Annotated in this window: 19 protein-coding genes; 11 read left to right on the forward strand and 8 right to left on the reverse strand. The window is 59.6% G+C overall.

Annotated features, from left to right (window positions below):
- Positions 1-52 precede the first annotated feature (52 nt).
- The 6 genes from HF916_RS22425 (at position 53) to HF916_RS22450 (ending at position 6210) form a co-directional block, all read left to right on the forward strand.
- Entirely contained in the window at positions 53-1165 is a 1113-nt protein-coding gene (locus HF916_RS22425) for an alkene reductase (protein ID WP_168790992.1), read from the forward strand.
- Positions 1166-1432: 267 nt separating this feature from the next.
- On the forward strand, positions 1433-2071 hold the full coding sequence (locus HF916_RS22430; RefSeq protein ID WP_240975468.1) for a TetR/AcrR family transcriptional regulator: 639 nt from the start codon (positions 1433-1435) through the stop codon (positions 2069-2071).
- A gap of 352 nt (positions 2072-2423) precedes the next feature.
- A complete protein-coding gene (locus tag HF916_RS22435; RefSeq protein ID WP_168790994.1) occupies positions 2424-2909 on the forward strand; it encodes a VOC family protein in 486 nt (161 codons plus the stop codon).
- A gap of 2 nt (positions 2910-2911) precedes the next feature.
- Positions 2912-4135, forward strand: coding sequence for an FAD binding domain-containing protein (locus tag HF916_RS22440; protein ID WP_168790995.1), 1224 nt, complete (start codon positions 2912-2914; stop codon positions 4133-4135).
- An 81-nt stretch (positions 4136-4216) separates the two neighbouring features.
- Positions 4217-4579: a DUF485 domain-containing protein gene (locus HF916_RS22445; protein WP_168790996.1), complete on the forward strand. Its 363-nt coding sequence runs from the start codon at positions 4217-4219 to the stop codon at positions 4577-4579.
- A complete protein-coding gene (locus HF916_RS22450) occupies positions 4576-6210 on the forward strand; it encodes a cation acetate symporter (protein WP_168790997.1) in 1635 nt (544 codons plus the stop codon). Before HF916_RS22445 ends, HF916_RS22450 begins: the two co-directional genes overlap by 4 nt.
- Positions 6211-6301: 91 nt before the next feature.
- On the opposite strand, the gene HF916_RS22455 is transcribed toward HF916_RS22450, so the two are convergent.
- Together HF916_RS22455 and HF916_RS22460 are read right to left on the reverse strand one after the other, a co-directional pair.
- A complete protein-coding gene (locus tag HF916_RS22455; RefSeq protein ID WP_168792113.1) occupies positions 6302-7675 on the reverse strand; it encodes an MFS transporter in 1374 nt (457 codons plus the stop codon).
- 138 nt (positions 7676-7813) lie between these two features.
- A complete protein-coding gene (locus HF916_RS22460; protein ID WP_168790998.1) occupies positions 7814-8947 on the reverse strand; it encodes a porin in 1134 nt (377 codons plus the stop codon).
- A 540-nt stretch (positions 8948-9487) separates the two neighbouring features.
- Between HF916_RS22460 and HF916_RS22465 the strand changes: the two genes are divergently transcribed.
- Positions 9488-10045, forward strand: a complete 558-nt coding sequence (locus HF916_RS22465; protein WP_168790999.1) for a DUF4863 family protein — start codon at positions 9488-9490, stop codon at positions 10043-10045.
- A gap of 139 nt (positions 10046-10184) precedes the next feature.
- Here HF916_RS22465 and HF916_RS22470 read toward each other — a convergent pair whose 3' ends face one another.
- From HF916_RS22470 to HF916_RS51010, 4 genes are all read right to left on the reverse strand, one after another.
- A complete protein-coding gene (locus HF916_RS22470) occupies positions 10185-10790 on the reverse strand; it encodes an NADPH-dependent FMN reductase (protein WP_240975470.1) in 606 nt (201 codons plus the stop codon).
- A 73-nt stretch (positions 10791-10863) separates the two neighbouring features.
- Complete coding sequence (locus tag HF916_RS22475) at positions 10864-11553, reverse strand: nitroreductase (RefSeq protein WP_168792115.1); 690 nt, start codon at positions 11551-11553, stop codon at positions 10864-10866.
- A gap of 121 nt (positions 11554-11674) precedes the next feature.
- Positions 11675-12646 (reverse strand): LysR family transcriptional regulator, encoded by a 972-nt coding sequence (locus HF916_RS22480; RefSeq protein ID WP_168791000.1) that lies wholly within the window; start codon positions 12644-12646, stop codon positions 11675-11677.
- Between the two features lie 303 nt (positions 12647-12949).
- Positions 12950-13231, reverse strand: a complete 282-nt coding sequence (locus HF916_RS51010; RefSeq protein ID WP_168791001.1) for a hypothetical protein — start codon at positions 13229-13231, stop codon at positions 12950-12952.
- 621 nt (positions 13232-13852) lie between these two features.
- On the opposite strand from HF916_RS51010, the gene HF916_RS22490 reads away from it, so the two are divergent.
- Positions 13853-15025, forward strand: a complete 1173-nt coding sequence (locus tag HF916_RS22490) for a porin (RefSeq protein WP_168791002.1) — start codon at positions 13853-13855, stop codon at positions 15023-15025.
- Positions 15026-15311: 286 nt separating this feature from the next.
- On the opposite strand, the gene HF916_RS22495 is transcribed toward HF916_RS22490, so the two are convergent.
- A complete protein-coding gene (locus HF916_RS22495) occupies positions 15312-16298 on the reverse strand; it encodes a LysR family transcriptional regulator (RefSeq protein ID WP_168791003.1) in 987 nt (328 codons plus the stop codon).
- Between the two features lie 331 nt (positions 16299-16629).
- On the opposite strand from HF916_RS22495, the gene HF916_RS22500 reads away from it, so the two are divergent.
- The 3 genes from HF916_RS22500 to HF916_RS22510 all read left to right on the forward strand — a co-directional run bounded on the left by HF916_RS22500 (position 16630) and on the right by HF916_RS22510 (position 20265).
- Positions 16630-18249 carry a class I adenylate-forming enzyme family protein gene (locus HF916_RS22500; protein ID WP_168791004.1) on the forward strand — a complete coding sequence of 540 codons (1620 nt, stop codon included), beginning with the start codon at positions 16630-16632 and terminating at the stop codon, positions 18247-18249.
- Positions 18250-18380: 131 nt separating this feature from the next.
- Positions 18381-18812, forward strand: coding sequence for a TerB family tellurite resistance protein (locus tag HF916_RS22505; RefSeq protein WP_168791005.1), 432 nt, complete (start codon positions 18381-18383; stop codon positions 18810-18812).
- Between the two features lie 277 nt (positions 18813-19089).
- On the forward strand, positions 19090-20265 hold the full coding sequence (locus HF916_RS22510; protein ID WP_168791006.1) for an FUSC family protein: 1176 nt from the start codon (positions 19090-19092) through the stop codon (positions 20263-20265).
- Between the two features lie 386 nt (positions 20266-20651).
- On the opposite strand, the gene HF916_RS22515 is transcribed toward HF916_RS22510, so the two are convergent.
- Complete coding sequence (locus tag HF916_RS22515; RefSeq protein WP_168791007.1) at positions 20652-22385, reverse strand: FAD-dependent oxidoreductase; 1734 nt, start codon at positions 22383-22385, stop codon at positions 20652-20654.
- Positions 22386-22506: the final 121 nt, after the last annotated feature.

A 22506-nucleotide genomic window follows, 5' to 3' on the forward strand; every position in this document is an offset into this window, starting at 1 on the left:
TGCAAACCGCGGGTCTGCACGGCGCACTTCACATCCTCGACGGAGATACACCATGACGAAGCACCTCTTCAATCCGATCAAACTCGGCCGGCTCTCCCTCGGCCACCGCGTCGCGATGGCGCCCCTTACGCGCTCGCGTGCGGGCCGGTCGGGCAATGTGCCGACCGCCCTGAACGTCGAATACTATCGGCAACGCGCCAGCGCGGCGCTGATCGTGAGTGAAGCGACGCAGATTTCACAGCAAGGCCAGGGTTATGCGTGGACGCCGGGCATCCACACGGAAGAACAGATTGAAGGCTGGCGTGCCGTCAGCAAGGCTGTGCACGAAGAAGGCGGTCACATGTTTCTTCAGTTGTGGCACGTCGGCCGTGTATCGCATCCCGTGTTCCAGCCCAATGGCGGCCTGCCCGTTGCACCGACCGCCATGCCGGTGCCCGGAAAGACGTTCATTCTCGATGAAGCCGGCAACGGCGTATGGGGCGACGTACCGGTTCCGCAGGCGCTGACCGTCGAAGGCATTCGGGACATCGTCGCCGACTATCGGCGCGCAGCAAGCAATGCGATCGCAGCCGGCATGGACGGCGTCGAAATTCATGCGGGCAACGGCTATTTGCTGGACCAATTCATCAACAGCAGCAGCAACCATCGGCAGGACAGCTACGGCGGCGGCATCGAAAATCGCGCGCGGCTGCTGCTTGAAGTCGTCGCTGCTGTCAGCGATGAAGTGGGTCCGCAAAACGTCGCTGTTCGCCTGACCCCGATGGGACGGTTCATGGGTATGAGTGACGAAACGCCTGAGGCGACATTCGGCTACATCGTGCGAAAGCTCAATGACTATGGCCTCGCCTATTTGCATCTGGTCGAGCCGGCAATGGTGGGCACCGTGAAGGACGAGAACTTCGACCCGCGTTGGGACGCCATCATGAAACTGCTGCGAGATGAATACAAGGGCGTGTTGATGATCGCCGGCGGCTATGACCGTGAGACCGCGGAAAAAGCGATCGCGAGCGGGCGGGCTGATATTGTCGCGTTTGGACGCCCCTTTATCGCGAATCCGGATCTGCCGGCCCGTCTGCGCAACGGCCACCCGCTGAATGCCACCGACAGCAGCAGCTTCTTCGGTGGCGATGCGGCCGGCTATATAGACTACCCTGCCATGAGTTGAGCGGGAGCCTTCGCACCAGGCCACGGTGGGCGAAACGAGTAACGATACCCGGCCGGTCTAACTGGCCCGTATGCCGCGCCCATCGGTTTGAGATCGCATCTTCGAACCTGCTATATTTCCCTTTCCAGTGATCATCCGATAAGGGAACGAGGGAAGAGGATGCCAAAGCCGAAGCGCCCAATCAACCACCCCAAAGGGCAAGCCGAAGAGGGACTCGCCCATGCTTCGCGAGACCTGGCGGAGGCGCCGGTAACCGCCACACGGCGCATGCTGCCGGAAGAGCGCGAACTGCAGATCGTTGAAAAAGCGATCGAGCATTTCGCCACCCACGGCTTTTCCGGCAGTACTCGCGAACTGGCCAAGCAGATCGGCGTGACACAGCCCCTGCTCTATCGTTATTTCCCTAGCAAGGAAGCGCTGATCGACCGCGTCTACAACGAGATCTACCGTTGGGATCCGCAATGGGAGAGCCTGATCGCCGACCGTTCCATTCCTCTTCAGGAGCGCTTGTGCACGCTCTACAAAGCGTATTCACAGGTAATCCTGCAGCGCGAATGGATCCGCACCTTCATTTTCGCCGGGCTGACTCGGGAGGGTATTAACACCCGCTATCTCGACAAGCTGCGTGAACGCGTGTTCGGACCGGTGATGCGGGAGTTGCGCGCCGCCTATGGCATTCCGGCACCACGCACGCGCGCCGCGCAGGAAGCCGAACTCGAACTGATCTGGAGCCTGCATGCGGGCATCTTTTATATCGGCATGCGCAAGTGGGTGTACGGCCTGCCCGTGCCCAAGGATCTCGACGCGCACGTCGAGCGCATGGTTGACGTCTTTTTGAACGGTACGCCTGCCGTACTGAAGAAGATGACGCCCGCTGGCGCCACTCGAGTCCGCTCAGCCTCGTAGCTTTTTCTGTCGCTTCCGTCGTCACCGCTTGCGTGGCGTGAAGCGGCGCGATGACATCCCCCAGAGAGGCGCCGCCCATTTCCATCTCAGGTGACGGACCGGCGCCGGCAACTGCCGATGCCGCGACGATGGCGAGTTCCGCCGCCATGGCAATCCGCATGGAGACCGCAACGGCCTGTCTGACCGATGCGGCTCAATTTCTTCACATCTAACTTTCGATTACGCCTGAACTGCCACCACCCTGCAAAACGCCAGGGTAAACACCGGCGCATCACCGCTTTCTCCCAAAGACACGGTGACCTACAATTTATCAACCGATCACTAATCGATCGATAAATTGCAGGAGAGCCTCATGGCAATCACCAAGCTAGCCCATTACTCGATCCGTACAACCGACCTCGAACAATCGCGCCTGTTCTATGAACGGGTTCTCGGCTTCAGACAGGGGTACCGGCCACCCTTCGATTTTCCGGGCCTTTGGCTCTACAAGGGCGGAGACGAAGCCGAGTTCGGCACGGTTCATATCATCGGCGTCGATCCGGGCAACCCGGAAGGATTGACGGCGTACCTGGGCAACAAGGAACTCCCGGCCACCGGCACCGGTACCGTCGATCACATCGCCTTCCTTGCGACCGGTGTCGAAGACATGTGGAAAACACTGGAAGCGGAAAACGTCGCGTGGCGCGATCGCACCGTGCCAAGCCTCGGACTTCATCAGATTTTCATCGAAGACCCCTCGGGCGTCACGATCGAGCTGAACTTTCCCGCCGCGGAAGTAGCGCATCTCGAGATCCCGCATCCGGCCGCCGCCAAAGAAGCAGCAAACACAGGAGATTGAACATGATGAACGCTGCAAGCAAACCTAAAGCAATAGTGGTCGGCGGCTCTCTAGGCGGACTCTTCGCCGCGAACCTTCTGACGCGCAACGGTTGGGACGTCGACGTATTCGAGCGCATTCCCGAGGAGCTCGCGAGTCGCGGAGCCGGGATCGTGACTCATCCTGAACTGTTTGAGGCCCTGAGCGCAGCCGGCGTCCAGATCGACGACTCGATCGGCGTCAAGGTGCAAGCGCGGGTGACGTTCGACCAGCAGGGTGCCGTGCTCTCGGAACGGGCAATGCCCCAGACACTCACCGCGTGGGGCAAGATGTATCACGTCCTGCGCTCTGCCCTTCCTGACGTTCACTACCATTCAGGGGGCACCGTCGTGGCCGTCGAAAACGGCCCCGATCATGCGACGGTGACGCTCGGCGACGGAACGGTTCATCGGGCCGATATCGTCATCGCTGCCGATGGATTCAAATCCGCTATCCGGGACCAGTTTCTGCCCGACGTCAAGTTGGAATACGCAGGCTACGTGGCGTGGCGCGGACTCGTCGACGAGATGAACCTGTCGCAACAGACCCGCGACGCGCTGTTCGAGAAGTTCGCGTTCTGTCTGCCGCCGCGCGAGCAGATTCTCGGCTATCCCGTGGCCGGTCAAGGAAACAGCACGGTGCCCGGCGAACGCCGCTATAACTTTGTCTGGTACCGGGCCACCAGCGAGGACGTCGACCTGCCGAACCTGCTGACCGACGCGACCGGAAAACGCTGGACAGGTGGGATTCCCCCAACGCTGATCCGCCCGGATGTCCTCTCGGATATGGAAGAAGCCGCTGTTACGCTGCTCGCACCGCAGTTTGCCGAGGTCGTGGCACGCGCGACGCAACCGCTCTTCCAACCCATCTTCGACCTCGAGGTGCCGCAGATGGCGTTCGGCAGAGTCGCATTGCTTGGCGACGCGGCATTCGTTGCTCGCCCGCACTGCGGCATGGGTGTCACCAAGGCGGCGAGCGACGCCATGGCGCTGGTTGCAGCCCTCACCGCCAGCGCCGACGTTCCCGGCGCACTGGCCGAATACAGCCGCGTGCGCACCCCGGTGGGCGCAGCCATCGTCCAGCATGCGCGCCACCTCGGTGCGTACATGCAGGCACAGCTGAAGAACGACACGGATCGTTTGATGGCAGAGCGCTATCGCACCCCAGAGGCCGTCATGCGTGAAACAGCTGTACCCGCGCGCTTCTGATTTCTTTGCACAGAACAGCCCGGCCCTCGCGCCGGCTCATTCGCTCAGACAGACAAAGGGCGATTCGAAAAAGGAGACATCATGCAGCACACCGTTCCAACTTACCCGGCCGCCGAGCGGCATGGCACTGCGGATCGGGCCGTCACGGCCAATCCCTTGCTGAACGATCCACGCTTCAAAGCGCTGGTGCGTGCACGCCGGACGTTCTCCTGGACGCTTACGCTTCTCATGCTGACCGTCTACTTCGCGTTCATCCTGACGCTCGCCTTCTCACCAACGCTGCTCGGCCACCCGGTCGCCCAAGGTGACTCGACGACTTGGGGTATCCCCATCGGTTTCGGCATGTTCGTTTTTACTTTCGTCCTCGTAGCCGTGTACGTCGCACGGGCAAACTCGTCTTACGATCGCGCCATTAGCGAGATCAGGAATGGAGTCCGACCATGAAACGCCTGACTGCTTTAGCAAGCCTGTTGCTCACAACCCTTCCCGCCTGGGCCGCGGGTTCGTCGGGCGTCGCACAGGGACACAATCCCATTGCGATCGGCATGTTCCTCGTGTTTGTCGCGTCTACGCTTCTGATTACCCGCTGGGCGGCCCGCAAGAACCACAGCGTTTCCGACCACTACGCCGCGGGCGGCAAGATCACGGCCTTCCAGAACGGTTGGGCCATTGCCGGTGACTATATGTCCGCAGCGTCATTGCTCGGCATTTCGGCCCTCGTCTTTACGAGCGGCTACGACGGTCTGATTTACTCGATCGGCTTTCTCGCCAGTTGGCCGATCATCCTTTTTCTGATTGCCGAGCCGCTGCGCAACCTCGGACGCTATACCCTGGCGGACGTCGTATCGTATCGCTTGCAGCAAGGCCCAATACGCGCATTTGCGGCGTCGAGTTCGATCGTGATCGTTCTGCTCTACCTGGTTTCGCAGATGGTGGGGGCCGGCAAGCTCGTCGAGTTGCTGTTTGGTTTCAACTACACGATTGCCGTGGTGATCGTCGGGGTGTTGATGGTCGTGTACGTGTTCTTCGGCGGTATGTTGGCCACCACGTGGATCCAGATCATCAAGGCGGTCTTTCTTCTCGCCGGCGCCGCATTCATGGCGTTTATGGTCCTTGACCGCTTCGGGTTCAGCCTCAATGCGCTCTTTTCGCAAGCGATTCTCGCGCATCCCAAGCATGTGGCGATCATGAGCCCGGGCGGTCTCGTGTCGGATCCGGTTTCCGCGGTGTCGCTGGGCCTCGCGTTGATCTTCGGCACGGCGGGTTTGCCCCACATCCTGATGAGATTCTTCACGGTGGGCAACGTCAAGGCTGCCCGCAAAAGCATTCTTTACGCGACCGGCATTGTGGGTATCGGCTATGCCCTGATCATCATCATCGGCTTCGGCACGATTGCGTTGGTCGCGACCGATCCGAGGTATCACACGTCGTCGGGCGCCGTGATTGGCGGCGCGAATATGGTCGCGATCCATCTCGCCCACGCGGTAGGCGGCAATATATTTCTCGGCTTCATCTGCGCGGTGGCTTTCTCGACCATTCTGGCTGTTGTCGCAGGGCTGACGCTGGCCGGCTCGTCGGCCATCTCGCATGACCTGTACGCGAATGTGATTCGTAAAGGCAAAGCTTCGGATCACGAAGAAATGCGTGTTTCAAGAATGACGACGCTCGTGCTTGGCGTACTGGCCATTCTGCTCGGAATCGCGTTTGAAAAGCAGAATATTGCGTTCATCGTGAGCCTTACCTTCTCGATCGCCGCCAGTTCCAATTTCCCCGTGCTCCTGCTGTCCATCTATTGGCGAGGATTGACAACGCGCGGTGCAGTGCTCGGCGGCTCGCTAGGGCTCGTAACAGCTGTCGCGCTAACCATCCTCAGTCCGACTGTCTGGGTCCAGGTGCTTGGACATGCCCATGCCATCTACCCGTATGAATACCCCGCGCTCTTCTCGATGATCGTTGCATTCGCCGGCATTTTCGTCTTCTCCATCACCGACAGGTCGGCACATGCGGTTCGGGAGCGCAGCCTGTACGACAATCAACTCGTCAACTGCGAGCTTGGCATGGTGGAACAGGGCTAGTCCCAGTTCAGCATATATAGACAAAGGGAGGCGGCTTCGCGCATGCCGGCACACGGCCGCGATGGACTCGGCTGCTGTCCATCGCCGCACCTCACGGACTCGGATCGACAATCACCGCCTGCAAGCTTCCCTGCTTCTTCTTGACCGACACCGCGACAAGCAATGCCATCGCCGCGACACAGGCGGGCGCGGCCATCGAGGTCAAAATGGCGATCATGCTGTAGCCGGCAGCCGAAAGCGCTCCGCCACCGAGCGCGCCGAGAATGCCTCCCAAGCGCCCGATGCCCAGCATCCACGCAACGCCGGACGCGCGTCCGTGCGTGGGATAGAACAGCGCCGCGAGGGCCAGCATCGACATTTGTGCGCCCGTCATGCAGACACCCGCCACGAAAGTCGCGATCCCAAGCGACAGAACATTGTCAGTGCCTTGTCCCATTGCGCAGACAGCACCAGCCAGCAACAGAAATGCGAGCGCGACCACTCGCCAAGGATTAAAGCGGTCCATCAACCAGCCACAACCCAATGCGCCGATTACGCCACCCGCCGGAAACAGTGCCGACACTAGCGACGCCTGACGCAATGTGAACCCCGCTTCATGGATCATCGTCGGCATCCAGCTTGTCAGCATGTAATAGACAAGCAGGCCCATGAAGTACGCTACCCATAGCATCAACGTGCCGAACCTGTAACGCGCAGAAAGGATTAGAGTAAGCGGCGCTTTTTCCTTCTCGCTCACCCGGTCAGAGACAGAGAACTTTGAAACAGTCACTGGTTCACCATTGGCAATTCTTCGAAGTACTCGACGAATCTGCTCATCCGGCCAGCCCTTGATCACCATGAATCGTACTGACTCCGGCAGCGCAACAAGAGCACATGCAAGCAGGACAGGGGCAATGCCGCCCGCGACGAAGATCGCGCGCCATCCGAAGTCAGGTATCAATGCAGCCGACACCACACCACCGGCCGAAGCGCCTAAAGTGAATCCGCAGAACATGACGTTCAGCAGCAAGGATCGAGATCTCGCCGGCACATATTCCGACAACAACGTCGTCGCGTTGGGAAGTGCTGCGCCAAGCCCGATTCCGGTCAAAAAGCGAAAGACCGACAGTTGCCAGACACCCGAAGCGAACACGCAGGCGATCGTCCACACGCCGAAAAAGCAGACTGATCCGATCAAGACCTTGCGACGCCCGATCCTGTCGGCAACAGGTCCGGCAAGCAGCGCACCGAATGCGAGACCCACGAGCGCCGCACTCAGTACGGGGCCAAGCGCGATTTTTGTCACCCCCCACTCTTTCGCGATCGCCGGCGCAACGAAACCGATTGCGCTGGTATCGAATCCGTCCAGTGCGACGATCAGAAAGCAGAAAAACAAAATCAGCCACTGATAGGGTGAAAATCTACGTTCGTCGATGAACTGCTCGACGTTGAGTACATTCTGCTGGCCGATATCCTGTGTGCTCATACAAACTCCGTGATCAAGCAGGCGAAGCGTTCGCCAGAACACCGTCCGCCTGCCTTGATTAATGATTGCCCCGCGGATTCACGGAGCACGATGCCCGTCGCTTCGATCAGGCAACTCGCGCTTCGTCCACGTGCCCAGTCAGAACAGGTGCCGAATTCCTGCCATCGCACCGAACTGACCCACACCCGCCGCCGGTGTCGTGCCCCCGCCGCCCACGCTCGCAGAAAAGTGCGCCTTGGCGCTGTTCCACAAATACGTACCGCCTATATAGACAGCCGTGGCTTTCGACAAGAAGTAAGTGGCGCGAAGCGATGTCATCGTTGCCCGTGCATCCTGCTCCCGGACCACGATCCGAAAGCCTTCGCCATCGATCACAAAGCTCGGTGTCACGAAATACTCGGCGCCTACGAAGTAGAGATTCGACCGTACGTCGGGCGCCGCCATGGAGTTCGTCTCGACGTGTCTTCCGAGCCACCCCGCTCCGACCTTTAACCCGGCAAATTTCACGTAACCGTTCGCCTCGATACGCGTGTCCTTGTCTGCGCCCGACGTAGTGGGAAACGTCCCGATGCCGTCAAAGAAATTCGCTGCGGCGTTTGCACCGCCTCGCTGTTCGTCGTACGCAGTTGCAACGCCAAAGCTTGCTCCGTCGTACTTGAGCATCGCACTCCACTCGTGACATGGGTTGAACTGACCTGGAATCTGACCAGCGCATGTGCCCTGCCCGGGCGAATTGCCGGTGCCAGCCGAGTCGCGTCCGAACGAATACGAGGCGCCGACTGTCACTCCTTTATAGGTGCCCTTGTAGACGATGCTGTTATCGCTCCGCGCATTGGGCAGATAATTGTCCAGCGCGCCAATCCCGTGGACATCGGGGCCCAGCATGTCCGCATCAGACAAAGCCCAATACACCATGTTGTATTGGCGTCCAAAGGTTAGCGCCCCCCACGGCCCATCGAGGCCGACCCACGCCTGGCGGCCGAAAAGACGTCCTCCTTGTCCAATGTCTCCGGCTCTCGTATTGAAGCCATTCTCGAGCGTAAAGATGGCCTTCCAGCCGCCCCCGAGGTCCTCGGTTCCGCGGATCCCCCACCGGGACGGCAATTCCCCGCTGATGGCCGGCATCCGAACGACGTGGTCGCCAGCGGAATTCGCATGAGATACATACTCGATGCCGGTATCGATCAAACCGTACAGCGTGACGCTGCTTTGTGCGAAAGCCGATGCACTCAACATCCCGAGACCGAACGCTGCAAACCTTCCACGCTTCATACTCCTCCCAATGATTAGTTAGTCGCTTCGTTATCCAAAGTACTTTATGTGTTACGGATCATTGGTCCGGAGCTTATGTTTGCAAATAGAAAGCAACAACACGGTGAAACGCGGAGCGACGAAAATCCAACCAACATCTGCCGGACATCTGGAAAATTTAAATTCTCCTGTCAGCGAACAGACGCATGTACTTTTCTTTGCACGACATGATCAGCGGTGATTTTCATGCGATGACGTCCTACAGAGAGAACCACCGGACGCCTCGAATATCGAAATGAATTGTGTTCATATGCCTATTGAACGCAGCAACTCGTAGCCTCCACACGGCGCCTCGACCGATTCCTATTCGGTGTGCGGCACTTGAACATCATTCAATGTGGTATTGAAAACTCTCCCCTTCATCCTCGAGCGGCGATGTGGCATCGTGACTGCAGCGGTGAGCGCCCAGTCGCTATACGTCGACGGGCAAGTTCACCATCTTCGACGCGGCGTCGTCGATCCGGACTGCACACGCAGCCATTCAGACCAGTGAGGAGCAATTTGTCACAAGCCAATAACCCAAGCAGTAGAGATGAACTGATAGCGAGATGCCTGCCCTTTCTTGAGGAGGTCAAGGACCTGACTACGGGTAACGAAGTCGAACAGTGGCTCAACGAAAAATACGGCACGTCGAGCGAGTTCTATAAAGATCTCCAACGCCTGATCACGATTGGCGTAGTGAAAGAAGGCTGGGCGGCGAACATTGAAATATCCGGACGCAAGTATCGGCGCGCACGTCTTGTCGAACCGTCGGAAGAGACCTTTGGATTCAGCATTACGGCTGTTTATATGGACAGCACCGGCAATGACCAGAACAATCCGGAGGGAAGCTTCCGGGGTGATTACCACGCGCATCCCTACGGCGAATTCAACATGGTGGTGTCGCTAAACGAAGGTGCGGCCCTCGCCGGCCCGAACGGTTGGTGTTATGGCGGCTGGACCGCACCGGCGCCGGGCAGTCATCATTACCCGGAAGCAAAGGGCGGTGCAATTATCGCTTTGTTTTTTCTGCCTGCAGGGCGCATTGCGTACAACGTCAAGGCGCCTGACGCAAATTGATGATGCGCAGGACTCGTCGGTAACGGCGTGTCCTGCGCTTGCTTGCGCCGCGCCGATACCGGTTCCGCTTCAATCCGGAAGCTGGAGCGCCAGACCGGCATCACACCGGGCGCGTTGAGTCGCGCCCGCGCACCGACAATCAGTGGGTGGTCAGTTGCTTTGTCACGCCGACGAGACCAAGACCGACACGTCGCACCTCGGCGTCTGCCTTCTCATCGACGAGCCCGCCATTTTCGCCAAATGCCTGATGCGCAGAACCCAGCGAGAACCCTTGAGGAATCAGGATCGCGCCCAGCTTCTCAAGAACACCACGCATTCCGAGCATCGCTCGAATACCGCCCATCGGCCCCGGTGATGCTGAAACAACCGCGGCCACCTTACCCGTGAACAGCGTGAGGCCGGAGCTTCCCGTCGCGGTCGGCCTGCTGACCCAGTCCAGCATATTCTTGAGCACAGCGGTGTAGCCGCCGTTATGCTCAGGCGAAGCGACTAACAGCGCATCATGTTTGGCGAACAATTCCTGCAGTGCTCGCACCCGCTCAGGAACACCATGCGTACTTTCGATATCAACGTCATAGATCGGCAAGGGAAAGTCGGCGAGTGCGATAAACGTGACTTCTGCGCCATCCGCTTGTGCAGCAGATGCAGCTATTTCCAGCAGTTTTCGATTAAGGGACTCACGGCGGGAACTCCCGCAGAAGGCAAGGATCTTTACTGTCATATTTTGAAAAATAGATGCGCGCACCGCAACTGCGGCGTGCGCGGATTCTGAAAGGAGAACGACTGATTAATCGATCGGGAAACAATCGCCTTCGGCGCTATGCCTCTTCGTCGAAGCCGACAAACGTTGCAAATTTTTCGACCGCCTCACGCGGAATAGCGAGTCTGTTGACCACTGAATCCGGGTCTGCGTAACCCAGCGACATTCCGCACACCACGTCGACGCCCGGCTCGAGTGAGAGATGTTCCGCAATGATCGTCTGATAACGCGCGAACGACACTTGCGGGCACGTATCGAGGCCCCGTGCGCGCGCTGCGAGCATGACCGTCTGCAGAAAGAGACCATAGTCGAGCCAACTGTGCTTTTTTAGTCTCGCGTCGATAGTGAAGATCAGGCCGACAGGTGCCCCAAAAAATCCAAAGTTCCGGCCTGTCGCGCCGGCTCGGCCGGCAACGTCCGCCTTGTCGATACCAAGGGCACCGTAGTATCGCGCACCGAACTCCTCCTGCATCGGGCGATAAGCTTCCGGCATCGGGTCTGGAACATGCTGAAGCGGCGGATGCAAATCCGCGACATGGGCGCGCACAAGGGCCTCGCTCAACGACTCCTTACTTCGTCCGCGCAGCACGTGAACCCGCCACGGTTGCATGTTCGAGTTGCTTGGCGCTGCGCGAGCGACATCAAGAATCTCAATGATGTCTTTCTGTGGGACGGCATCGGGACGAAAAACGCGAACGGCTTTCCGTGACCGGATAACCGAATCGACGACTTGAGCGTCCGAATGCATTTGATGACCGGTCTCCACGGCCTTAGGGATATCTATCTGCATAGTGTCCCCATGATGGCATAGCCAGAACATCAAGCGCGGTGAAAAACCTGCAAGATGATCTTGAAGGAAACGGGACTGACTAGCTTCGAACCTGCCGGCCGATGTCGAGTATCTGAGCCCGCAGCCACTGTAACGCCGGGTCGTGGGCGTTTCGCGCATGCCACACCGCCCTGACCGCGGACTCCGGCGGCGGGTACGGCGTCGCGCGCGTTTTCAGCTCGCCGTAGCGCTCGAACTCGCGTCCCAATGGGGAGGGTACGATGGCGAACATCTCGCTGTGACGCAGCAAGGCAGGGATCGCCAGCGAATGAGCCACAGCGACCCGCAGCCGCGGACGCGCGAGTCCCTCTGGAAAGGCATCCTCCAGCGCCTGCCGGTCAAACATTTCCGACTGCCGCGCCAAGCCCCGTTCAACGATAAAACCGCCAACCGCCCCCTCTTCCGCGCCACCGAGCGAGACGGCGACAAGTGGATAGCTCAACAGGTCGTCATGAGTAACGGCCCGGTCGCCAATGGGATGATCCTGACGCGTCACCAGCACATCTCTCTGCTGCCACACCATCATCGACTGAAAGCGCGGGGGCACTTCCGCAAAAATTCCGATGGCGATGTCGATCCGGCCGATGTCGATCTGGCCGGCGAGATCCAACCGCGTGGAAGGCCGTATGACAAGGTTCACCATTGGCGCTTCGGCGGCAAGTCTCTGACTGAGACGGCCGAGAAGAAGCATCGTGATGTAGTCGTTCGCCGCGACGACAAACTCGCGTTCAGCAACGTCAGGCCGGAACGGCTCGTCGCCCAGCGCCACCTGAATCTGGTGCAGTGCGTTGCGCAGCGGGGCTGCCATCGCGACCGCACGCGCGGTTGGCTCCATCCCTTTCGAGGTCCGGACGAACAGGTCATCCTCCAGTGCGTCCCGCAACCGCCCCAGCGCGTGACTCACGGCGGACTGGCTAAGATTCAACCGCTTTCCGGCAAGGACCAGATTGCGGTCCTCGAACACTGCGTCGAATACTCGCAAGAGATTAAGGTCGATCCGGCCGAGGTTCATGTTTTTTAACGGGTTGGCATTACAGTCGGATTATTTTACTCGCGCCGACTCGTGCTTCGAAACCGACAGGCCGCACAGAACAGCAATACATGGCAACAGACGCTTTCGCGCATACACGGGATGGTTTTGCCAGGCGGGAGTGCAAACTGAAATAGCCCGCGGCAACGAGCATGACGGTCGTCGCCAATCCGAGGGCGTTTGTCGAATGTTTTCTTCTGACGTCGAGGCCTGCGCTCCTATTGGCTTGGAAGCAAAGGTTCGGTCGCAGAGCCTTGGCCGACGCGCGCCCCGCGACCGGGGTTATCAATTGCCGCGATACATCACGCCGACGCTATCCGCCGGGGCACGCGCGCCAGACTGCGATCTGACGGATTCGTTACCGCCGACGCCACTACCGTTTCCATCAACCATGCTTCCCGGGCTACCTTCCGCGGCCAACGTCTGAGCGCTTTGACTGCGTTGCGCAGCTGACTCGCCGACGTCGGGGCGATAGAAGGGTGCAGGCCCATAACCGCTCGCGAACGCGGGAGCAGCCAACGAGGCAGAGCAAGCGACTAACAAAGCGACGATAAATTTCGTCTTCATAAGCACTCCAATAAATTAGTTGAATACTCAAATGCACCCGCCTAAGGTCCATTTTCAGCGCGCTATTCAACGTTGACAGGAAGAGGTAAAGGACCTGTCGCGCGCTGACAAGGAGGCTCAAACGAACAACGCATTTCCACTGGAATGTGAGCAATATTGCTGACGCCGCGGCGAAAGCACGAAACCGGTCGTCGTTGCGCCCGCGGCTACAAACGCACGGGTTATGCCAGGCCCGATGCGCCTGCTCTCTCATCGACCCTAACCGCTTGAAAATAAACAGGCTTTGATCTCAACCGAAAAGTTATTTTGCGAGATTGATGAGCAACGATGTGTGACTGTAGCGAACGCTTTTCCGGGCCGCTGTTTGCGGTAATCCAACAAGGCAAAGTTTCTTGTCGATCAGCGTCCACAACTTGCATTTGCTATAAAACCGGCCGCAGATCTTTTGTCCGATGTTTCCGTGCATAGGCAGGCACTTTCGAATTGATTCCCGTGCGAAAACCGTGCACGCAAAAGTGTCAGAATTTCGCGACAGACATTTTGTTTTTGCTTCGGTATCCCAAGGTGTGGGGTTACGCTCAGCTTCGCAACAGCACCCTAATCGTCTGCGTGGAGAAATCGATGAAACGAATCGCTCTATCTACCGTCTCGCTTGCACTGCTCAGTGCAACCGGCGCAGTACATGCACAAAACAGCGTTACCCTATACGGCGTCATCGATGAAGCGTTTCAGTACGTGCACAACGCCAATCCGGAGGGCAAGAACCTGTACCAGATGGCTGGCGGCAACCTGCAGGGCAACCGCTGGGGCCTGAAGGGTACGGAAGATCTCGGCGGCGGCCTGAAGGCGATCTTCCAGTTGGAAAACGGCTTTGACATCAACAACGGCCAACTGAACCAGGGTGGCCGCATGTTCGGCCGTCAGGCGTATGTCGGCCTGGCGCATCAAGCGTACGGCACCGTGACGCTTGGCCGTCAATATGACCCGGTCGTCGACCTGGTTCAGCCGCTAACGGCTGACAACTACTTCGGCAGCACATTCACGACTCCGGGCGACGTCGACAACAACGACAACAGTTCGCGCACGAACAGCGCGGTCAAGTACACCTCGCCGACGTGGTCGGGCTTCCAGTTCGAAGGCATGTACGCGTTCGGCGGCGTGGCAGGCCAGACGGGTTCGCAGCAAACGTGGTCGGGTGCGGCAACTTACGGAACGGGTCCGTTCAGCGTGGCAGCAGGCTACATCCGCATGAACAACGCCAGTTCGAGCGTAATACGGCCGAACAACGCCTTCACGAGCACGTCTGACGGCACGATCGATTCGATCGTCAACGGGGCATATGCAACGGCAAAGTCGATCGGCATCGCCTCGGTTGCCGTGCAATTCGTCACCGGCCCGTTCACGGCCAGCGCGCGTTACAGCAATGCGCAATACAAGCCTGACGGCGCGTCGACGTTCTTTTCGACCGAGCGCTACAACGTGGCCGGCGGCTATTTTGGCTACCAGGTGACACCGGCTGCGTTGCTGGGGCTCGGCTATACCTACACACACGGCTCGGGCGACACGTCCGCATCCTATAACCAGGTTTCACTGGGTGGGGACTACAACCTGTCGAAGCGCACGGACCTTTACCTGGTGGGGGCCTGGCAGCACGCGAGCGGCACGCAGCGGAATCCGCGCAGTTCGCCACCGCAGCAGCTACAAACCGCGGTTGCATCGGTGGCTGACTACGGCTTCACGGGGGATTCGCGCACGCAAGAAATCGTCAGCCTTGGTATTCGTCACAAGTTCTAATCAGAGCTTGTTGCATAGCTGAAGCAAGACGCTGTCAAAGACCAGTGACAGGCGCAAGCCGGTGACTGGTCTTTTTTTCTTGAGTGACGTCCCTTTAACGCGGCCCTCGCATATGGTGCGTGATGAGTGGCTTGCAGCGGGGTTATATGCTTCACAGCGATCCCACCGTTGGCCAATAAGATTAATTTAATCTTAGCGGTTTGCAGACAAGAGCCGATTCGCCGTGAAGTACGGCTAACGTTCTGTCGCTTTCCTTGTCGAGACACCTTCATGGTCCGGAGGAGTGCTAGAGAGCATGGTTTTGCGTGACGTTGCCCGGCATCGTGCCAACGTCGGGCAACGTCGTGACAAGCCATGACAATGCGGCCTGGTCACTAGCGAGACGTTGCGGCAATGCTTCCTTGAGAAACTCGACCCACGCCCTGATTTTTGCATCGAGATGCGGGGCAGAGGAATAAAGCACATAGGCATTGCGTGCCGTCATCCTGTACTCGGGCAGGACACGCACCAACGACCCGGTGCGCAATCCGGGCATCCCAACCGAAACCGGCAAAGGACCAATGCCCAAACCTGCCTGAATGGAATCATGGAGTATGTCGCTCAGATTGCATTGGAGAACTGTGTTGCCAACCGAAAATGCTTCATGTCCATTTGGCCCGTCGAACACCCACTGATTGGATGACGGGTCGTCAGCCAGACGTATGCATCGATGTTGCTTGAGATCAGTGAGTGTTTGCAGCACTCCGTACCGCGCTAGATAGTCCGACGACGCACACAGGATTGACGACGTCGCACCAAGACATTCAGAGGCCATGCGCGGCTCAGGTGGATCCGAGGAGCAAAGAAGTAACACGTCATAGTGGCTGAGCGGTATTTCCGTTACCTGTTGCGCCAGCGTTACGCTCACCGAAACCTGTGGATACCGCTCCTGATAGCTTGAGATCAGATGAGGCAGATGGTGCCGATCAAAGCTGGCGGTCACGCCGATCTTAAGCGTCCCGGACGGCTCGGAGCTCAATCCCAAGGCCTCCGCCTCCGCCTCTGCCAAACGCGTGAGAATCGCTTCACAGTGAAAAAGGTATCGCTCCCCTGCTTCAGTCAATGCCACCTGCCGAGTAGTTCTATTTAACAGGCGAGTGTTCAGATGCGTTTCAAGGTCCGCTATGGCGCGCGAAACCTGAGGCGTGCCGATCGCTAGCTGTTGAGCCGCCGCCGTAAAGCTGCCCGCGGAAGCAACCTGAGCAAAGGCACGGATGCCCTGCAACATATCCATCGTTGGTTTCCGGTACGGTCGGGTTCGCGGTATGGGTCGATGCCTGGTATTGAACAGTCAGGACTCTTCGCGAATTTTATGCCTACTGGACACCGAATGCATCCACCTTGAATTGTCCAAGCACTGTTGCAGGGAGCATTTAGCGAATGGCCGTTGACGGGCCCGAGGCGGACCGTCCACCCAGTTCGACATCTACATCGGCTTTCACGATTCAACGGCAGCGCGCCGCCTCCGCACCCGCTAATTCTCCGCTCATTTTGCAAACCCATAATGCGTGAACACCACAGCCTGATTCGCGCATCGAATCACGCATCACTCAAAGGGAGCAATCGTGGAGAACGACGGAAAAGCAGCCTTTCGGCCCTATGTTGACGCCCTGCTCGATCAATTGGAAAGTCAATCTGATCGGGCAGTACTGCGCTATCTCGACCATGACGTAACGGGCAGGACCCTGCGAAGCGCAATATTTCGCTATGCGCGGGCGCTTGCGGTGCTTGGCATCGGCCGGGGCTCCCTGGTCGCACTGCTCGCCCCCAATTGCCCGGACGCGCTTGCGATTCGCTACGCAGCAAACCTCCTTGGCGCGGCTACGATGTTCGTGCCAGCGTCTGCGAACGCCGAACGGCGCGCAGCCTTGCTGGCCCGCGTCCAACCGACGCTTCTCGTGGCCTTCCCGGAAACGCTTCACCTCATTCCCGTTGCGGTCGAGAGCCACGTGGTCTTCGTCGGCGTCGGTCCCGCGTCTTCGCGCCTGGACAAGCTCGCGCAAGTGCTGTCGGATCTGCCGTTGCGCAGACGACTGAGGGCCGATGACCTCGCAGTCGTCGTCTCGTCGGGCGGCACGACGGGTGTGCCGAAATGCAGCCGACGGTCCTTCGCGACGTATTCGACGATGGTCTGCGCAGCGCACGACCAAGACCGGCGTCAGCTTATCAATGGCCCGCTCGCCTACCTGTCGCAAGTGCTCGTCGACACCACGCTAATCGGTGGCGGCACGGTCGTGCTGAAGCGTCGGTACGGTCCCGCGGAGACGCTCGCGACGATCGAATCGGAACGCATCACCGACGTGCTTCTCGTCGAGCCGCAGCTGTTCGAAACAATGGACCACCCCGACGCCGGCCGGCGCGACCTGTCGTCGCTGCGCGCCATTGCGCACATTGGCGGGTCGGCGCCTGCGATATTGCGGCAACGCGCGATCGCGCGTCTGGGTCCTGTGCTCACCCATCTGTACGGTGCAAGCGAAACCGGGCTCGTCAGCATTCTTCCGCCATCCGCGTACGAGGCGAATCCGGACGTGCTGGGTTGCGCGGGCCGTATTCGACCTGGCGTCGAGGTACGTTTGCGCGGCGCCGATGGAACGCTGGCGCGTGCGGGACAGTGCGGAAACATTGAAGTGAAGTCGGCCGCTGTGGCGGACGGTTACTACCATCAGCCGGTCGACGAGGCTCAAAAGTTTCAGGACGGCTGGTGCCTGACCGGCGACGTCGGTTTCATCGACGAAGCAGCCAATCTGCACGTTCTCGGCCGCGCGGCCGATGTCGCGGAAATCGATGGACTGACGATTGGCCCAACCCATATCGAAGATGTCCTGTGCCGCTTACCTGACGTTCGCTACGCCGTGGCGCTGGCCGCAAACAAGGCTGTCGGCGAACACGGATGGAACGCGCTGATCGAACCATGGGTCGCTGGGCAGGCGGACGTTGCGCGATGCATGCGCAGGCTCGAAATCGCCCTCGGCCCTTTGGTCGCCAGGCGGATTCGCATCGTCGTGGCAGATCGCGTGCCGCTTACTGAACAGGGAAAAGCAGACCGCACCGCAATCGAAATGATCGTGCGAGGCGACCCGCGGTCGAGCCACGCCGCGCTCCAATCGGTCATCACTCTCATCGCTGACCGGCGGCTGAGCGGTCGCCGGAATGCCTCCGCCAATGAACCCCAACCCACCACATGACACACCCAATCATTTCGTTTTCCTCAGTTAGTGAATGCGCGAGATTAACTGAATTGTCACGGCGATTCGCCCGGATCATCTCAGGGTTCATTTCGCCGCGCCGTTCTTGCCGATATGGAAAGGAGTAGCAAATGCGTCACTATCAATGCAACAGTCCCGAGGCAGCGGGCCGCATCCTGGCAGCATGCCTGCTAATCGATGGACACCTCAGCCTCACCGAACTCGACGCGCTCGATCGCTGCGGCATGGAAAGGCGCCTGTTGTTGAATCGATACCGATTGCTCTCGATCGTGCAAACGCTGTACGAAGACCTGACGCGCTCCGGGTATCTGAGTTGGAGCGACATTTGTCAGGTCGATCCCACGACGCTCGCCTGGCTCGCGGCTGATGTGCAGGATCGGCGACTCCGTCGCGACATCATGGAACTGTGCAGCGAAGCCGTCATGGCGGATCGTGGCCACTGCGATCGCGAAGCCGAGTTCCTGAGGCTGCTGCGCGACGCTTGGCAACTTCCGGCCCGTCCTGTTCGGCAAGTTGCGCTAGCGGGCACGTCCGCTTCGTAACGCGCAGGAATCAGGAGAAAACGACGAGCCGTTTCGCGTCACCCGTCTGACGTGCCCCTTGGACCCCGCATCAGCCGCCCATTCGGATCCGTCGGGCCGCGCGTGTGATAACGCGTGGCCTCTCGTGCCACCAGCCATATAATCTGCAGCATGGCTGCGAGGATGACCCGACATCAGTGTCATAGCCCGCGCGATAAAAGGAGACCGGTTCCACATGGATCACTCTGTCTTTTCCGCCATTGTGCTTGGGCTCCTCGTTTCGAGTGCGGTGGCGTAGATGACGCTCGTCGGCACGCTTGCTCAACTCTGCCACACGGCCATCTTCGGGCTCGGGCGTGAACTGGCGGCCTGGAAGGCTTCCAGAGCGCGCGCGACATTTGGGGCCCAGGCGATGCTCTCAGTCGCGCTCTCTGTGGCGCTGGCAAACGCGTTGAATCTATCGGACACGTGGTGGGCCGCGATCAGCGGCTTCGCGGTCATGCAAACGAGTTTTGCCGGCTCCGTGCAGCGTGCCGCACACCGCATCATAGGCACGGTGATAGGCGCCGCGCTCGGGACCATCGCCGGGCCCTGGATCGGTGACCGCCCGTGGGTGTTTGTGCCCGCGCTGGGGGCGATCGGCGCTGTCGCGGTGTATCGAGCCAACGGGTCCAAAGCGGCCTACGCCTGGATTCTGGGCGGCGTGACGGCCCTGATGGTGACGTACGAGGCGCACAAGTTCGCGTCCGTCCGGGCGACCGCATTATTTGCGGCGCTGCGAGTCGCCGAGGTCGCGGTTGGAACACTCGCTTGCCTGCTGGTGGCGAGCGTATTTCATTTCGGGCCGAAGTGGTATCGAAGGAACAGGACGCCCTTGGAGGCTTCAACCGCTCGCGTGGCGGGCGAGTCCGGTGTGACTTCCGCTGCGGATTTGACGCCGCCACTGGAATCGGCGCGCTCGACCCGCATGCTGTTGTGCTTGCAAGCCGCGCTGTCCATCACAATCCTTGCATCCCTGACTTACGTTCTGCATCTGCCGGGTTTCGCGCAAGCCATGGTCACGGCGATCGCGGTGTTGATCGTGCCGCCGGGCCTGGCAGCAGACAGAACGCAACAGCCGGTCATGGAAAAGATGGTACAGCGCGTGGCCGGCTGCCTGCTGGCCGGTGTGATCGGTGTGGCGCTGCTCCCTCTGATGCAGGGGCAAGCAATCCTATGCATGCTCGCGCTGTCCATCGGCGTGTGGGCAGGATGTCACGTGCAAACGGGACGAGAAGGAGCAAGCTACGTGGGCCGGCAATTCACCATCGCGTTCATCATGGTGTTTGTCCAGGATCACCATTGGTCGTCCGATCCGTTACCGGCGCTCATGCGGCTATCCGGCATTCTCACCGGGATTGTCGTGTTGGCAGTGGTGATGCTCGTGACCAGCCGGCTTTATATTTCGCCCATGCCTCAGGATGCTGGTCGTTAAAACCCGTATACACTTCGTATTGTCAGTGAGGTTCTTTTCCACTGACGCATTCACGTAGTAGCAAATCAGCGAGTCAGCGCCGTCTCAGCCCCCACCGCGTCCAGAGTCCAAGCCCCGCAGAGAGCAAGCCAGATTTGCCGAAACGATCACGCGCTCTTCGCGCGTAAGCGCCATCGCGGCGGTGCGTCGTCGGTCAATTAGCGAAATGGCTCATCATGTCAGCGCAATTTACCGCTCACCAATGATGCGACCGAAGGCGTCGCCGCATTTGCTGAAAGGCGTCAGCTGAAATATGAAGGCTGCTAGTTCGAATGGCATCGTCGGCCCGAATACGATTGATATCGGCGAGCTCGTCTGAACGAGATGTCGAGTATGCGGGAACAAGGTCACCGCGCATCGGCCAGGAAACCGTGAATCTGCCCCACCACGGCCGCGCCCTCACCCACTGCCGACGCGACACGCTTGGTCGATCCTGAACGAACATCGCCGATCGCAAAGATACCTTCGACGCTCGTCTGCAGCGGCATCGAATGGACGCCGGCTTCCCCAAGATCAGTCCCCGTCAAGACGAACCCTTTGCTGTCGAGCGACACGCTGCACGTCTTGAGCCATTCCGTATTCGGTTCCGCGCCGATGAATACGAACAGATGATGTGCCGTCATGCTTCCTTCAATGCCGCCGGCACCGCGGTAGCGCACGCGCTCGAGGCGCGCCGCCCCCTCAAGCGCGGTCAGTTCGATATGCGTATGAAGCGTCACGTTCGGCAGCGACGCGACACGCTCGGCCAGATAGTGCGACATGCTGTGCGCGAGGCTCGCGCCGCGAATGAACATATGCACATGCTCGGCGTGTGATGCCAGAAACACCGCCGCCTGCCCTGCGGAATTGCCGCCACCGAGCAGCAACACCGGCTCCTTGCGGCACAGCCTCGCCTCGATCGGCGTAGCCCAGTAATAAACGCCACAGCGTTCGAAGCGCGGAAGGTCCTCGACGACAGGTCGCCGATACTCTGCACCACTGGCGATAACCACAGTGCGCGTGGTAATGCGGCGGCCATCGGCAAGCTCCAGGACTGGCGGTTGCTTGTGGCAATACAACGCCTTGACCTCGCACGGGATGCCAATATGCGCACCGAACTTCTGCGCCTGGACGAACGCGCGGCCCGCGAGCGCCTGACCGGTGATGCCGGTGGGAAAGCCCAGATAGTTCTCGATACGTGCGCTCGTACCGGCCTGGCCGCCGGGTGCGCGACAGTCGAGCGCCGCCACCGACAGGCCCTCGGATGCAGCGTAGACGGCCGCGGCAAGTCCCGCCGGCCCAGCACCGACGATCGCCACATCGTAGACGTGCGCCGGATCGAACTCGGGAATCAGTCCGAGGCAAGATGCGAGTTGCCCCTCGTCGGGATTTCTCAGCACAGTACCGTTCGGACAAACGACAAGTGGGAAGTCATCGGGCTGCGGCGTCAGGCGCTCAAGCAGCGCAATGGCTTCGGCATCCTGCTCTGCATCGAGCGTCATGTTCGGAAAAGCATTACGGCGCAGGAAATTCTGCAACGCGAGAAGTTGTGGGTGATGGGAGGAGCCGACAAGAATGACCCCTTGTCCGCGCTCTATCACGAGGACTCGCCGCAGAATCAGTGCGCGCATGATCTTTTCGCCAAGATCGGCTTCACTGATCATCATGGCGCTGAGTTCGTCGGGCCGCACCAACACCGCTTCGACATCTTCGACGACATGCGCGTCGACAACCGCGGGCTTACTCGAGAGCTGGGTGACGTCCGAGGTGAATTCGCCGCGCTGCGTATAGGTGTGAATGATCCGTTCGTGGCCGAGGCCATCACGGCCGACTATCCGGACTTTGCCCGACAGCAGGACGAACATGCCGGGGCAGAGACTTCCCGCACGGTAGAGCAATTCGCCTTTGACGTAGCGGCACAAGCTGCCGAAGCGGCGCACCCGGTCGACTTCAGCATCCGTGAGCACCGGAAACATCTGCTGGTAACGCGGGTGATCGCGCACGGCCGGGTCGTCTGCGAGCGCGCCGTCGTCGACACGGCTTCCATCCGCGGACGACTGAGGAGCGGGCGTACCGCCTTCCAGCCCTGACTCGTTGCTCATCGCGGCGTCTCCTCCAACGGCTCATGGGCATCGCCGTCGCGCGGCCGGCCGCCTACGCGATTGCAATGAAAAGAGTAATCGAGTTATGGCCGCCGACCAAGATTTCTTATAGTCGTTCTTT

Source organism: Paraburkholderia aromaticivorans (genome assembly GCF_012689525.1).
Lineage (GTDB): Bacteria > Pseudomonadota > Gammaproteobacteria > Burkholderiales > Burkholderiaceae > Paraburkholderia > Paraburkholderia aromaticivorans_A.

Bases quoted from the DNA above. Each gene is read 5' to 3' on its own strand.
- HF916_RS22425 (WP_168790992.1), top strand. From the start codon at position 53: ATGACGAAGCACCTCTTCAATCCGATCAAACTCGGCCGGCTCTCCCTC.
- HF916_RS22430 (WP_240975468.1), top strand. From the start codon at position 1,433: ATGCTGCCGGAAGAGCGCGAACTGCAGATCGTTGAAAAAGCGATCGAG.
- HF916_RS22435 (WP_168790994.1), top strand. From the start codon at position 2,424: ATGGCAATCACCAAGCTAGCCCATTACTCGATCCGTACAACCGACCTC.
- HF916_RS22440 (WP_168790995.1), top strand. From the start codon at position 2,912: ATGATGAACGCTGCAAGCAAACCTAAAGCAATAGTGGTCGGCGGCTCT.
- HF916_RS22445 (WP_168790996.1), top strand. From the start codon at position 4,217: ATGCAGCACACCGTTCCAACTTACCCGGCCGCCGAGCGGCATGGCACT.
- HF916_RS22450 (WP_168790997.1), top strand. From the start codon at position 4,576: ATGAAACGCCTGACTGCTTTAGCAAGCCTGTTGCTCACAACCCTTCCC.
- HF916_RS22455 (WP_168792113.1), bottom strand. From the start codon at position 7,675: ATGAGCACACAGGATATCGGCCAGCAGAATGTACTCAACGTCGAGCAG.
- HF916_RS22460 (WP_168790998.1), bottom strand. From the start codon at position 8,947: ATGAAGCGTGGAAGGTTTGCAGCGTTCGGTCTCGGGATGTTGAGTGCA.
- HF916_RS22475 (WP_168792115.1), bottom strand. From the start codon at position 11,553: ATGCATTCGGACGCTCAAGTCGTCGATTCGGTTATCCGGTCACGGAAA.
- HF916_RS22480 (WP_168791000.1), bottom strand. From the start codon at position 12,646: ATGAACCTCGGCCGGATCGACCTTAATCTCTTGCGAGTATTCGACGCA.
- HF916_RS51010 (WP_168791001.1), bottom strand. From the start codon at position 13,231: ATGAAGACGAAATTTATCGTCGCTTTGTTAGTCGCTTGCTCTGCCTCG.
- HF916_RS22490 (WP_168791002.1), top strand. From the start codon at position 13,853: ATGAAACGAATCGCTCTATCTACCGTCTCGCTTGCACTGCTCAGTGCA.
- HF916_RS22495 (WP_168791003.1), bottom strand. From the start codon at position 16,298: ATGGATATGTTGCAGGGCATCCGTGCCTTTGCTCAGGTTGCTTCCGCG.
- HF916_RS22505 (WP_168791005.1), top strand. From the start codon at position 18,381: ATGCGTCACTATCAATGCAACAGTCCCGAGGCAGCGGGCCGCATCCTG.
- HF916_RS22510 (WP_168791006.1), top strand. From the start codon at position 19,090: ATGACGCTCGTCGGCACGCTTGCTCAACTCTGCCACACGGCCATCTTC.
- HF916_RS22515 (WP_168791007.1), bottom strand. From the start codon at position 22,385: ATGAGCAACGAGTCAGGGCTGGAAGGCGGTACGCCCGCTCCTCAGTCG.